This window comes from Microcoleus sp. N9_A1 (assembly GCF_036701795.1).
Taxonomy (GTDB): domain Bacteria; phylum Cyanobacteriota; class Cyanobacteriia; order Cyanobacteriales; family Microcoleaceae; genus Microcoleus.
This window is the reverse complement of sequence record NZ_JAUBRI010000013.1, coordinates 41,738-54,746: the sequence shown is the minus strand read 5'-3', so window position 1 is coordinate 54,746 and position 13,009 is coordinate 41,738. Positions and strand designations below refer to the sequence as shown.

11 protein-coding genes are annotated in these 13,009 nt (G+C 44.2%); 7 read left to right on the top strand and 4 right to left on the bottom strand.

Going from position 1 to position 13,009, the window contains the following annotated elements:
* Positions 1-32 precede the first annotated feature (32 nt).
* Both QUA58_RS08665 and QUA58_RS08660 read left to right on the top strand, forming a co-directional pair.
* Positions 33-1,415 (top strand): branched-chain amino acid ABC transporter substrate-binding protein, encoded by a 1,383-nt coding sequence (locus QUA58_RS08665; protein ID WP_333393672.1) that lies wholly within the window; start codon positions 33-35, stop codon positions 1,413-1,415.
* Between the two features lie 215 nt (positions 1,416-1,630).
* Positions 1,631-2,707 carry a branched-chain amino acid ABC transporter permease gene (locus tag QUA58_RS08660; RefSeq protein WP_333393670.1) on the top strand — a complete coding sequence of 359 codons (1,077 nt, stop codon included), beginning with the start codon at positions 1,631-1,633 and terminating at the stop codon, positions 2,705-2,707.
* 159 nt (positions 2,708-2,866) lie between these two features.
* Here QUA58_RS08660 and QUA58_RS08655 read toward each other — a convergent pair whose 3' ends face one another.
* Positions 2,867-3,433, bottom strand: coding sequence for a Uma2 family endonuclease (locus tag QUA58_RS08655; RefSeq protein ID WP_333393668.1), 567 nt, complete (start codon positions 3,431-3,433; stop codon positions 2,867-2,869).
* A gap of 222 nt (positions 3,434-3,655) precedes the next feature.
* On the opposite strand from QUA58_RS08655, the gene QUA58_RS08650 reads away from it, so the two are divergent.
* From QUA58_RS08650 to QUA58_RS08640, 3 genes are read left to right on the top strand one after another with little or no spacing between them, the layout of a single operon-like run.
* Positions 3,656-5,275 carry an ABC transporter permease subunit gene (locus QUA58_RS08650; protein WP_333393666.1) on the top strand — a complete coding sequence of 540 codons (1,620 nt, stop codon included), beginning with the start codon at positions 3,656-3,658 and terminating at the stop codon, positions 5,273-5,275.
* A gap of 19 nt (positions 5,276-5,294) precedes the next feature.
* Complete coding sequence (locus tag QUA58_RS08645) at positions 5,295-6,125, top strand: class I SAM-dependent methyltransferase (RefSeq protein WP_333393664.1); 831 nt, start codon at positions 5,295-5,297, stop codon at positions 6,123-6,125.
* A 59-nt stretch (positions 6,126-6,184) separates the two neighbouring features.
* Positions 6,185-6,964: an ABC transporter ATP-binding protein gene (locus QUA58_RS08640; protein ID WP_333252828.1), complete on the top strand. Its 780-nt coding sequence runs from the start codon at positions 6,185-6,187 to the stop codon at positions 6,962-6,964.
* Positions 6,965-7,163: 199 nt separating this feature from the next.
* Here QUA58_RS08640 and QUA58_RS08635 read toward each other — a convergent pair whose 3' ends face one another.
* The gene (locus QUA58_RS08635; protein WP_333252830.1) at positions 7,164-8,027 is read right to left on the bottom strand and encodes a PEP-CTERM sorting domain-containing protein; all 864 of its coding nucleotides are present in this window, start codon (positions 8,025-8,027) and stop codon (positions 7,164-7,166) included.
* A gap of 484 nt (positions 8,028-8,511) precedes the next feature.
* On the opposite strand from QUA58_RS08635, the gene QUA58_RS08630 reads away from it, so the two are divergent.
* Entirely contained in the window at positions 8,512-9,939 is a 1,428-nt protein-coding gene (locus QUA58_RS08630) for a tyrosine-type recombinase/integrase (protein ID WP_333252832.1), read from the top strand.
* Positions 9,940-10,415: 476 nt separating this feature from the next.
* Here QUA58_RS08630 and QUA58_RS08625 read toward each other — a convergent pair whose 3' ends face one another.
* Positions 10,416-10,982 carry a hypothetical protein gene (locus QUA58_RS08625; protein WP_333252834.1) on the bottom strand — a complete coding sequence of 189 codons (567 nt, stop codon included), beginning with the start codon at positions 10,980-10,982 and terminating at the stop codon, positions 10,416-10,418.
* 505 nt (positions 10,983-11,487) lie between these two features.
* Positions 11,488-11,799, bottom strand: coding sequence for a hypothetical protein (locus tag QUA58_RS08620; RefSeq protein WP_333252836.1), 312 nt, complete (start codon positions 11,797-11,799; stop codon positions 11,488-11,490).
* Between the two features lie 402 nt (positions 11,800-12,201).
* Between QUA58_RS08620 and QUA58_RS08615 the strand changes: the two genes are divergently transcribed.
* Complete coding sequence (locus QUA58_RS08615; protein WP_333252838.1) at positions 12,202-12,909, top strand: ABC transporter ATP-binding protein; 708 nt, start codon at positions 12,202-12,204, stop codon at positions 12,907-12,909.
* The last annotated feature ends 100 nt before the right edge of the window (positions 12,910-13,009 follow it).

The following is a 13,009-nucleotide window of genomic DNA, read 5'->3' as shown; positions in this document are numbered from 1 at the left end:
ACTCTTGACTTACAGACTTACAGAGTGAAAATATGCTAAGACGCAAGCAACAAACCAACCAACCTATGAACTTTTCCCAGAAATCAGGGGGCAACAGTGCCACACACTCAACAACCCACACAACCCAGAATCCGGGCGCGGCCCGATTGCGGACAATACTCCTCGCCGCTGGCATAGCCTCTCTGTGCGCTAGCTGTCAAAATCCTCAAGCACCAAACGCCACAACTCCCGGAGCGACTCCAGCAGCCTCTCCCGTCGCAGTCAGCGCCCCCGGAGACCCAAATACTGTCAAAATTGTCTCCATGCTCCCCATGACAGGCAGCGCCTTGGGTCAATCTCAAACAATGGTCAACGGCATCAAACAAGCACTCGCCGAAACCGACTCCAAAGCTTGCGACGGCAAAATCAAAATCGAATACGAAGTGCTCGATGACGCCACCGCCGCCGCCGGCAAATGGGACCCCGCACAGGTAACGTCCAACTCTAATAAAATAGTCGCTGACGGTTCGGTAGTTGCCGCTATCGGTCACTACAACTCCGGTGCAGCCAAACTTTCCATTCCCGTGCTCAACCAAGCTAACGTCGTGATGATCAGTCCGGCAAACACCTATCCGGGACTGACTAAACCAGGAAAAGGCGAACCCAAAGAACCCAACGTTTATTATCCTGCAGGCACTCGCAATTTCACCCGCGTTGTCCCTGCTGATGACCTTCAAGGCTCTGTTGCTGGAAATTGGGCGAAATCTTTAGGCGTACAAAAAGTCTTCATTCTCGACGACCAAGAACTCTACGGGAAAGGTATCGCTGACGTTTTTGAAGCAACGGCTAAAAAGTTGGGAATTCAAGTCTTGGGTCGGGAGGGAATTGATATTAAAGCTAGCGACTACAAGGCGTTAATGAATAAGATCAAAGCTTTAAATCCAGACATGATTTACTTCGGTGGCACTACTCAGAGCAACACGGGACAAATAATTAAAGACATGAGAAATGTCGGGATGGCGGCTGATGCAGTTAAGTTCATGGGGCCCGACGGTATCAAAGATCAAGCTTTAATTGACGCAGCAGGCAAAGATGGCGAAGGTGTTTACGCTACTTTTGGCGGCTTGCCTGCGAAAGAATTGACTGGTGAGGGGGCCAAGTGGTACGCAAGTTACAAGGCAAAATTTAATGCTGAACCGGAAGCTTATACAGCTTACGCTTATGAATCTGCTAAAGTGGCGATCGCCGCAATCAATAAAGTCTGCAAAAATGACCGCGCTGCGATCCGCGATGCTGTCTTGGCAACTAAGGATTTTAATGGGGTACTCGGCAATTGGAGTTTTGACGCTAACGGCGACACGAGCTTGACTGTAATGTCAGGAAATGTTGTTAAAGGCGGCAAGTGGGATTTTGTCAGCGCGCTGAAGGCGGAATAATGGATAATTGGGAATTGGTCATTAGTCATCGGTCATTAGTCATCGGTCATTAGTCATCGGTGATTGGTAATAACTGAGAAATCATCGCTAAAAAATAATAGCTGTCGGAACACGAAAAATGCCCAATTCCCAATTCCCAACTCCCAATTCCCAATTCCCAATCCCCAATCCCTAATTTCCAATCCCTAATCCCCAATTCTCAATTTCCCAAAATTATGAAAAAATGGCAGAGTATTCTTCTATATCTAGGTGTAGCTTATATAGTTTTGTTGTTAGGTCCGATCGCCGGATTTGACTTGCCCAAAATTATTGGGGAAATAGCCAGCAGCCCTGAAGTTTTGATTCAACAATTATTAGTTGGTCTTGTCAACGGCGCGCTGATTGCAATTATTGCTTTGGGTTATACGATGGTTTACGGCATTATTGAATTAATCAATTTTGCTCACGGCGATTTGTATATGTTGGGCGCTTTTGCTTCCCTAACTGTGTTCGGGGCTTTTGGCATTGAAGACGGCGCACCTTTAGCTGTGGCGATACCGGTGATGTTAGTCGCTTTAATTGTATGTTCGGCGTTTTGTGCTGGGCTGAATATTGTTGTGGAAAAGTACGCTTATCGGCCTTTGAGGAATGCTCCGCGTTTGGCTCCTTTAATTTCGGCGATCGGGGTTTCCTTCATTTTCCAAAATATGGGATTATTTTGGGGAGGATTGAAAGCTTTTATTCCGGTGATGGGTTCTAATTCGGCTGCTCCGAAAAGTTTTCCCGATTTGTTGCCCAGAGTTGATATTCTCAAATTTTTGGGAATTGAAACCAGTATTGTATTTACTACGAAAGATTTAATTGTGTTGGTGGTGGCGGTTGTATTGATGGTTTTGCTTCATGTGTTTGTGCAGTACACTCGTCTGGGAAAGGCGATGCGGGCTACTGCTCAAAGCCGCGATGCTGCTAAGATTATGGGAATTAATGTCGATCAGATTATTGCTCTGACTTTTTTGATCGGGGGGGCTTTGGCTGGTTCTGCGGGAATTTTGGTTGGTTTGTACAATAATACGATCGTGTTTACGATGGGTTTTACGGCGGGTTTGAGGGCTTTTACGGCGGCGGTTCTGGGGGGAATTGGCAATATTGTGGGGGCGATGTTGGGAGGGGTTTTGATTGGGTTGCTGTCGTCTTTGAGCGATCAGTATTTGTCGAGCCGCTGGACTAATGCTTGGGTGTTTGGGGTTTTGGTGGTGATTTTGGCTTTTCGGCCTGGGGGTTTGTTGGGCGAGAATGTTCAGGAGAAGGTTTGAAGGTGCGGTTTCTCTGTTTTATTAAAGATTTATGCTTGAGCGAAACCGCAAATCAACAATGCAGATTAATGCAGATGTCTTTGTAGTTAATAAATTAGTATTGTGATGAAATCTGCAATCTAAAACTTTTGTACTGAGCGAAGTCGAATGAGTTCAAATTTAAAATAGTTTGAGCCAGCTAAAAACTTCGCCTAAAGTCAACTGCATTTCCCCCATAAATTCGGGAACCGGAAGTATATCTGTCGGTTCTTGCAATGAAATTGGTTGCTGCCTTGCGGGATAAGCTAAAATGTTTTTTTCATCGGGATCGAGCAACCAACCCATCTGACAACCGGCATTCAAACAGTGCAAAATATTGTGGGTGACTTTGGTTTGGCTTTGGCCGGGGGACAAAATTTCGATTGTCCAGTCTGGGTGAGCGTTAAATGTATTGGCAATTTCGCCGTCAGCGTCTAGGGGAATGCGATTCCAAACAAAAATGGCGACATCTGGAACAATAGAACGTCCGCCAAAGGTGCAGCGAAGTTCTGGTAGGGCAAGGGCAATTTGCGGTTTCTCTGCGATGTCGTTGGCGACTGTTACGAGTCTACCTTGTAGTTTGCTGTGTTTTCCTTGCGGCATAGGTTTTTGGACGATCGCACCGTTGATGTATTCGCTAGCGGGTTTGGTTTCTGGCAGTTGCAAAAACTCGTCTAGGGTGATAGTTTTTTGAGGAGCTTGTACCATATCGCGATCGCCCGTTTGAAGTGTGTTTCGGTAACAGTTCCAGTATATTTGAATTTTCGTCGCTTTTGGTGCAACAATCGAACTTAAAAGACTTTAAACTGTAGCTAGCCCGATCGCCAGTTGCCAAAACCAGCAATCGATGGAAAACGATCTAATTTTTTTCTTACCTCTTCCTCACATCCGTTACATCCGTTACAGAATCCGTTACCGAACTTCTTCCTTATGTCAAATAAAATAATCAAAGCAATTAAATCGATCGGTATTCTAGCGATCGCCTATTTTACCGTCCGCCTAAAAGCAATTAAATCGAGCGGTATTCTAGGAGTGATCGCCTCTTTTACCGTCCTCCTATTCGGGGGTTGGAGCGGCAGTGTCATCGGCTGGCTGATGGGTACGGCGGCTGGCTTCATCGCTTGTCAAAAACAGAAGGTTTACAACCCGAAAATGGGTGCGTATATCGGCAATTTGGCGGGTTGGGGTTTGGGCTTTTGGCTGTTAGTTGCGAGTGTGGTAGAAGGGGTTTTAGTTAGACCTTTTTCCGGTCAATCTGCTGTGGCTTTGCCGACGACGCTGCGGTACGGGATTTGGAGTTGGGCTATCGCAATTTGGACAGCTTCGTTAATGGGTGCTTTGCAAGGTTTACCGCCGCAACGTCAACGGCTGGCGACTCTGGTAACATTAGCTTTTATCTTAATTTTGTTTCCGTTTATCGATCTTCAGGCTCAAACCGGTTGGATTGCTACGGTAGTACAGATTCAAATCTTTATTATGTTGGCGCTGGGTTTGAATATTACTGTGGGTTTTGCGGGTTTGTTGGATTTGGGATATGCGGCGTTTTTTGCGATCGGCGCTTACACGACAGCTTTGCTATCTTCCGGGCAGTTAAATATTGCTTGGAATTTTTGGATCGTTTTGCCGATCGCCGCCGGTGTAGCTGGCATTGCGGGCGTTATCCTGGGTATTCCCACACTGCGGCTTAAGGGCGATTATTTGGCAATTGTTACCCTCGGTTTTGGCGAAATTATCCCCGTGATATTTCGGAATTTAACGGACATTCGGATCGAGGAACCAATCTCGAAGATTGTAGCTTTAATTTTGGGCAAGCCGGAATTGGTGCTGTGTCTGGTTGGGTGCGATCGACCTTTTAACCTCACCGGCGGCGAAGCGGGTATCAACCCGATCGCGCGTCCATCTCTCCCCATCGTCGGCACATTCAGCACCGGCAACTACTTTCCCTGGTACTACCTAATTTTACTGCTAGTCGTCTTCGCTTACTTCATGATTTCGCGGCTGCGAGATTCCCGCTTGGGACGGGCATGGAATGCCATGCGCGAAGATGAATTAGCGGCAAGCGCAATGGGCATTAACCTAGTCAAAACCAAACTTTCGGCTTTTGCGATGGGAGCGACATTTTCGGGGTTTGCAGGTGCATTTTACGCTGCCTATATCAGCGCGGTTTTTCCCAGCGTCTTCGATTTCTCAGTCTCGGTGATTATCCTGTGCATGGTGATTTTAGGCGGTTTGGGCAACATGACCGGGGTAATTTTAGGCGCTATCATTATCATGTCTGCCGATCGGCTTTATCTTCCCCAACTCGCCCAAGTCCTCAAAGGTTTCCTGAATACTTTTGTACTTCCCAGAATAGCAATTCCCCAGTTAGCCGACTTTCTCGCCACCAGTTTAGACCCGATTCAAATGCGCTTATTTCTATTCGGTTTAACTCTAGTTGTCATGATGATTGTGCGGCCAGAAGGGTTGATTCCCGATAAAATTCACCAAGCTGAATTGCATTCTGATGATGAAGCGAGCAATGAATCTTTAGCAGATGCCAGAAGTCAATAGTAAGGGTGAAAGATTAGCCATGAACAATGTAACTGGTACTGCTTTTATCGTTGCGGAATTTAGAGCAGAAGAAAATGAAGAAAGTGCACCGCTTTACACTGATAATGTAGTCAAAATCTGGCTGAATGAGGAAACAAAAGAAATAGCTGCCGAAATAGCTCAAAACTCTCCCGCTGCCAAAGAAATGGTTAAACTGCGGACGAAATACTTTGATGATGTTTTATCAAATCAAGTTTTAGGAGGTTGCAAGCAAGTAGTTATTTTAGGTTCGGGCTTAGATACTCGCGCTGCGAGAATCAATGGAGAAAGAGTCACTTATTTTGAAATAGACGACCGCGCTACACTGCAATTAAAAGAAGAAACTCTCACCGCCAACAAAGTTAGTGCCAATGTCCGCTACCTTGGCGGCGATTACGTAAAAGACGGTTTAATCTCATTGTTGAAACAGAGTGAATTTGACTTCGATATACCGACATATTTTTTGTGGGAAGGCAACACTACCTTGCTTGCCAAAAAAGATGTAATATTTGCGTTGAAACAAATTCGTGACAATGTGAATAGTTTTCGATTGTCCTTTGATTATATGTCAGAAAAAGTGATTTTGAGGACGACGGGCTACCAAGATATCAATGATTACATAGATAAATACGAAAGTATGTATGCACCGTGGATTACTGGGTTTGACCAAATTGCCACTTTGGCGGACGAACTCAATCTCAAACTTATTGAGAACTTCTCAACGGCAGATTTGCACGTACAATATCGCCCTCGCCGTTCCCTCGAATCTAATCTTTTTAAGTTTTATTTTGTTTGTACATTAGAGAATATGTCCGAGAATCTCCCAAGTTGATTCACAAGCCTGCGTGAAATCTCACACTTCAATATAAAATATTAGGAAACAAAACCAAAATGTCATTATTAGAAGCACAGCAACTTACCATGCGATTCGGCGGTTTGACAGCAGTCAACCAGGTTAGTTTAACCTTGGAAAAAGGCTCGATCGCCAGTTTGATCGGCCCCAACGGTGCGGGGAAAACCACGTTTTTTAATATGCTGACGGGTATCTACAAACCGAGTGGCGGTAACTTGCTGCTGGAAAATAAGAATATCACCGGTTTACCACCCGATCGCCTGACAAGTTTCGGGATTGCTAGAACTTTTCAAAATATCCGCTTGTTTAACAATATGACTGTGCTGGATAATGTTTTGGTAGGCAGGCACAGCAGAATGAAAACAGGTTTGTTGGGCGCAATCCTCCGCCCTCCGACTGCGATTATCGAGGAACGGGAAGCTAAAATAAAAGCGCTAGCTATGCTGGATTTTGTCGGTTTGGGCGTGAAGAAAGCGCCGGAGTTGGCAAAAAACCTTTCCTACGGCGATCAGCGCAGATTGGAAATTGCGAGGGCTTTGGCTTCCGATCCGAAGGTGTTACTTTTGGACGAACCGACTGCGGGGATGAACCCGAATGAAACGGCTGATTTAACTCGCTTTATTTACCGGATTCGCGATGAGTTAGATTTGAGCATTTTGCTGATTGAACATGATATGAAAGTGGTGATGGGAATTAGCGATCGCGTTAGTGTGATGGAGTACGGTACTAAAATTGCTGAGGGAACTCCGGCAGAAGTTCGCGCAAATCCTCGCGTCATTGAGGCATATTTGGGAAAAGAAGAAGATGCAAATGGGTAATGGTTAGATCTGAATTGCAAAAATAATTTGGACGATGCTCAGAGCAACATCCCACAATTTTTTTTTCTTGTGGGACGTTGCTCTGAGCATCTCCGAAAATTTGATTAAAAAGACTTTGGCAATCTTGTCTCTTATTGTGCGCCGACAGATAAGTCAGGTGTGCACTGCGCCCCCTACGGATTGATATTGGCGATTTTTCCTAAATTTTTGATTTGATTTCCGACAATTGATTCTTGAGTTTTCGTGCTCTGGCAAACAAACCTAAAAATATTGCAGTACCTAATACAGTGCTCGGTTCGGGAACTGCTTGTGGTTCTGCTTCTGCTTCTGCGATATTGTTTTTAATTTCTACTAATCTTAAGTTAGTGGCGCTGTCGAATGTCCGCGAATACACCCCAGAAGTATACAGGAGGCTTTCTGCTGCACTTCCTTCAGCCATAAAGTTAAAATTAATTGCTGTGGGATGAAAGCTTTGGCTGGCGGACAAATTGAAATAACTTCCCCCAAAAGAGTCTAAAATGCCGACAACTTCAAAAGAGTCTAACAGAATATTAGTAACAGTGTTGATCAACCCAAAAAATATATTTCCACTCGCTTGGGCGCGTTGGGATTGGCTGTTGTCAACTGATGTTAAAAGATTTAAAACTGTCTGGAAATTGAAGGAAAAAGTTTCTTTAGCGTCAATGTCGAAGTCGCCGATAACTGTTGCTTGACTTTGGGCTAAACCATAATAGCTGCTGCGGCTACCTATGACTTGACTTGTTGAGAGATTTGCTGCTAGCAATTCGTGACAGTTAGATATAAAAACTGCTTCAGCATTTGCTTCGCTAATCACGAAACCGCTGTTAGCTGTCGCAGAAGTATTAGTATTAGTAGATCTACCTGTGTCTGTGGGTCTGTGACTGAAGTTGTTAATGCTTACTTCTGCCGCAGAAGCTGCTATTGTGGCAGCACTGCTGGGCGCTATACCTACAGTCAAGCTGGTGACTACAGGAGTTGCTAATAAAAATGCGTTAGCGAAGCCCTCGAAGAGGATCGCTCTGGTACTGTGATTTAATTTCATGGTGAATCTCCTTAAATTTGCAGAATTTTAAGTGTGGTTCTTTTTGTGATTTGTAGTGGCTAGTTTCCCTTACGTATTCATACTATCTATTTACTTAGACATTTTTGTAAAGTTACAGTCAAGAAATCATTTTTTTAATTAAAAGTTCTGTAAAGTTGGTCTCCACAACTTTTCAAAATACATGGTATTCGATCGCTCGTTGGGTGTTGATTTAAGTAAAAATACTACTTACTCTACAAAAGGTTGATTTTAAATAAATGCAATAAAAATTTATAATGAGTCGGGATAATATAACAAAGGACAAAGCAGAAAGAGTAATTATGTTAGAAATTAAAAACATTCACGTAAACCGTGTCATAGTATTTTCAAACGTAGGCGGCTACAGAAGGCGGCTACGCCAAGAAAAGCTCACTAGAGCGATAATCTAGAAACTGTCTAGAAAACCCTGAACCTTGACAAATCAATACTTTGGAGCAAAACAACCATGAGAGCCGACAAGCGTCCCCAACCTTGTGATGTAACTGTGTACTCTGACAAGGGTTCCCTTGCCTTGCGCTTTCCTAAGCGCCACAATCCGCTGTGGGAACAGTTGGACGGTAAATCGCTCGTTAAGCCCAAGTGCTTGGGAATAGGCAAGTACGGTTACAGGGACAACCCAGATGACTGGAAACGGGCAACACAATTAGCGATCGCACTAGAAGCCGACCTCGACCACCCTGAATGGGAAAAGTTGTTTGACCCTACCCTTGCCAAGTACGGTTTAGGGGGGGGCAAATATGCCAAGTTAGCCGACGTACTCCAATTACCAGGGGCTAAACAGCCTGAACCTGAAATAACAGTAGGGGAGATGTGGGAAGCGTATCTAGAGTGGAAAAAAACTGTTGTTGAAGAAACTACGTTTAAAAAAGCTTTCGGTTGCTTCACTAATGCAATACACGGTAAAGTTTGGAGTAAAAAAACCAAAACCTATGTACAACAAGTCAGCCCTTTATCTAGACTTCCTTTAAGTAACGAAAAAGAATTGGAGCTTTGTTTGTCAAACATAAGTTTGAGCGCTAAATCGTACTTTTTCACTGAACTAAATCAGGCTTTCGAGTTTTGTAAAACAAAAGGGATGTTGGTCAATCCAACTACTGAGAACCCTTTTGTTACAGACAAGTTCAGCGTACCTGCTGTAACAACTCAACAAAAGTACGCGCCTAAAATAGTGAACGGGGAAGAGAAAGAATGGTATGAAGCGCTAGATGAGAAAGACCTTGAAAATGACAGGCGCGCTTTCACTAAGGAGGAGCGAGATATCATTATCAAAGCTTTTTATGAAGGGTCATCATCTAAAGCTTTTTACGCACCTTTGATTGAGTTTTACTTTTTAACAGGTTGTCGTACATCTGAGGCACTACCTCTTACTTGGAAGGATATCGACTTTGAGCGAAACCTAATTCGCTTTAACAAGTCGCTAGGTTCCTGTACCAAAAAAGTTAAAGAAACCAAAACAGGGGAAGCAAGATTGTTTTACTTTAGTGAAAATTCTCGACTGAAAGAGATGTTAGTAAAGTTGAAAAGTGAAACTTCAAGCAATTTAGTTTTTCCTAGTAAAAGCGGTAAGTATCATAGTCAAGCGAGCATCGGCAAAATATGGCTAGGTTACATCCTAGCTAAGACTTTAGTCGATGGAACAGAGTGTACCTACTACTACCCTGGTGTTGTTACTCAATTAGTTGAGTCAGGAAAAGTAGGCTGTTACCTTAGTCCTTATCACACCCGTCACACTTACATCACCCTTACGGCTAATGCCAACAAACACGACAACAACGCACTACTTTATATAGCAACAGCTTGCGGTAACAGTGTTGACGTGATACTCAGGCATTATCTGGGTGCTGCCGAGAATACTCAGATAGCAGAAGTCTAACCCCCACCGACCGCGCCCTAAAAAGGGCGGTTTTTTATTGGCTTACTATTGGGTCGGTAGGACGATCGCTACATTCACACTATCTGCACGATGTGAATAGAGATGTTGGTTCTCTCCTAGTCTTTGCCTGTATTTTCAACTGTAGCCGCCTAACGTAGGCGGCTTGACTTAAAAATGCAGGTAAATAACCTAAGTAGTATTTGTTCGTTTTTGTATAAGAGAAAATATACCTAAACCCTACGGGTTTCGCGAAGTAAATATACGAAAGTATAATGTTGTAATTGCCTAATAAATAAGTGTTTTAGTGTGTATTTTCTGGCGTAGCCGCCTACAGTAGCCGGCTTGACTTAAAAATAGACTAGAGAGAGCAAGTGTAAACCTAAAGTATTTCGATGTCAAAGTAAAAATACTCAAATAAAAAAACCTAGGCAACTAAACCTAGGTCTTCTATTACTTACAGGACTTGCTAGCGTAAATTACTCGCGTAAACAAACGTCGGATATTCTGTCAGCCCAAGTGTGCTTTTTTATGTAAAAATTACCTCGCGGTGGTGGAAACTCCCCATCATAAGCAAACAGGCTCGACCAAGTTTCGAGGCAGTCTTGCTGTCCAAAATGTTGGATATAGGGATACAAATTGAGTTCTTTTGCTTTTACCAAGCACTCAACTAATTCTCGATCGCTTATCCGATCGCAGTGAATCGCGCGGTAACGATAGCAGGTTTTCTCCCAGTCAGCATATGTGGTTTCACTCAACTCTTCACTCACCGCATAATTCCACAGTGCATCAACGGTTGCCACTACGGTAGGAGTAGCAGGTAGGAGCAGGCACATTTTTAAAACCGCTTGCGGTGGTAGCAAAATGAGTTCGTTCGCAGTCAATGGCGTACCTAGTTGCTTGCAAGCATCATCTATTGCCTTGTCGCGCAATACCAGCAACCCGCTCTCGAATAATTCCTTTAGGTAGCTGGGGACTCCATTAATTACAGTTTTGATTTTTTTTGCTTTTAAGCCGTAATAACCCGCCACATCATTTACCGACATTACGGATAGCTCGAAATATTTGCCCCACAGGTGTCTGGGTATTGGTTCGCGGGACTCTTCGATTTGACGGGCTACCGTTGCGTCGTAAAGTATCTCAAGTGCCTTATCGTCGGTGATGCCGTCAAATGTATGGATACGCGCCCACTGTGAAGTAAAAAGCGATACGCGCGTTAAGAATTGTGGCTGTACGTTGCCGCAGGCGTTCTGACAGTCATAATAAATTTGCCCTCAAGCGTTGTAATAGAACGTTTGGGGAAGTCGCAGTTAGCTCGGTGTGAGAAACCTTGCTGGCTGCGCGGAAATCTTCCTCATCACTAGACGATCGCAGCCGAAGTCGGTCGGTGTCAACCCGCAAATTTAGTCATATTTGGTCTATTTCCCACTCTAGCCGCCCAACTTAGGCGGCTACGCTTCAAAATGCTCTCAAATACTCTGTTTTACTATGAACCGAAGTAAAGTCCCCTTTTAAGGGGCCATAGCTTCCTAATTTCCCCTTACTGGGGCCTTACCCCTTCAATATTGCCTCTACTTGCCTCACAGTGACTTTTTTAGTCATAGGGAATAGATTTTTGATGGCTATAGCCTTGTCAGTGATGCCAGCCTTCAGTGCTTCATTCTCTTCCAGTGATTCAGCTAGCTGCTGTTTCAGCTGTTCTATCTCAGCTTTCAATGTATTTGTGTCACGCGCTTCAAGCGATACTGTATCAATCTGACTATCAACTAAACCATTACTTTGTTCCGCTGTGTCAGGCGGTTCAATACCTTTATCGAGTTGACGGGCAAATTCGAGAGTTGCATCAGCTAAAACGATCGGCACTCGGATAGTCCGGGTAGCACCCGAGTGCCAAGGTGAGGAAAACTGAGTTTTCTTAATTGAGTCGATGTGTCCAATTGGGTTAGGCATAGTAATAACTAAGTAAGGTTTATCGCCTGTGTCAGGCGTTTCGACTCCTATAACAGTAGCAGTTTAAGACTTTCAACCCCGTGACACAGGGATTTACTACTTTCAGTTACTCCCAAAACCCTTCAAAACGTTGGGGTGAGAGCTAGGTATAGCGGACGGTATGGTACAGGTAAAGTTAGGCTAGAAAGTATCTAGATTTTGTCAATCGAAAAAGTAAGCTAACTCAACGTCTGAAATGACGCAAATACGTTAGTTCGGCTAGAAAATGTCTAGAAAATAAGGTTGTAACGGCTAAAAGTATTGGTTATTCATGCAATGCTAGAAATTAAAGACATTCACACCTACTACGGAAATATCCACGCTCTCAAAGGAATATCGCTAACAGTGTCGCAGGGAGAAGTTGTGACATTAATCGGCAGTAATGGGGCGGGGAAAACTACAACTCTCCGCACGATTCAAGGGCTGCTGCGCCCGCGCAGCGGCACTATATTATTTGAGGGTAAGCCTTTGGAATCGCTGTCTACAGAGGCGATCGTCCGTTTGGGTATTTCTCAAAGCCCGGAAGGGCGGCTGATTTTTGGGCGCATGACGGTGCAAGAAAACCTGGAAATGGGTGCTTATCTCCGCAATGATACTCTGGGTATCAAGTCGGATATGGAAAAAGCTTTAAATTTATTTCCCCGTTTGCGAGAAAGAATTAGTCAAAAAGGGGGCACTCTTAGCGGCGGTGAACAGCAAATGCTGGCGATCGCCCGCGCTTTGATGTCGCGCCCCCGTTTGTTATTATTGGATGAGCCGAGTATGGGATTGGCGCCGATGTTAGTCAGTCAAATTTTTGCGATCGTCCGCGATATTAATGCGGGCGGAACTACTATTTTACTGGTGGAACAAAACGCCCGCATGGCTTTAAGTGTAGCCCACCGTGGCTATGTCATCCAAACTGGTGAGGTTGTAGTCGCTGGTAGTGCTAGCGATTTGCAGTCTAATGAAACTGTTCGGAAAGCGTATTTAGGTGAAAGTTAAATAGCTATTTTGGAATTGGGTAAAGAGTCATTAGTCAGTTGTCATTAGTCATTAGTTAGGAATAATGGGTAATTGGTAATTGGTAATTGGTAATTTTCAA

What these genes read in the sequence shown, in the direction of transcription:
- QUA58_RS08660 (WP_333393670.1), top strand. Translation starts at nt 1,631, where the DNA reads ATGAAAAAATGGCAGAGTATTCTTCTATATCTAGGTGTAGCTTATATA.
- QUA58_RS08625 (WP_333252834.1), bottom strand. Translation starts at nt 10,982, where the DNA reads ATGTCGGTAAATGATGTGGCGGGTTATTACGGCTTAAAAGCAAAAAAA.
- QUA58_RS08665 (WP_333393672.1), top strand. Translation starts at nt 33, where the DNA reads ATGCTAAGACGCAAGCAACAAACCAACCAACCTATGAACTTTTCCCAG.
- QUA58_RS08645 (WP_333393664.1), top strand. Translation starts at nt 5,295, where the DNA reads ATGAACAATGTAACTGGTACTGCTTTTATCGTTGCGGAATTTAGAGCA.
- QUA58_RS08650 (WP_333393666.1), top strand. Translation starts at nt 3,656, where the DNA reads ATGTCAAATAAAATAATCAAAGCAATTAAATCGATCGGTATTCTAGCG.
- QUA58_RS08615 (WP_333252838.1), top strand. Translation starts at nt 12,202, where the DNA reads ATGCTAGAAATTAAAGACATTCACACCTACTACGGAAATATCCACGCT.
- QUA58_RS08630 (WP_333252832.1), top strand. Translation starts at nt 8,512, where the DNA reads ATGAGAGCCGACAAGCGTCCCCAACCTTGTGATGTAACTGTGTACTCT.
- QUA58_RS08640 (WP_333252828.1), top strand. Translation starts at nt 6,185, where the DNA reads ATGTCATTATTAGAAGCACAGCAACTTACCATGCGATTCGGCGGTTTG.
- QUA58_RS08635 (WP_333252830.1), bottom strand. Translation starts at nt 8,027, where the DNA reads ATGAAATTAAATCACAGTACCAGAGCGATCCTCTTCGAGGGCTTCGCT.
- QUA58_RS08655 (WP_333393668.1), bottom strand. Translation starts at nt 3,433, where the DNA reads ATGGTACAAGCTCCTCAAAAAACTATCACCCTAGACGAGTTTTTGCAA.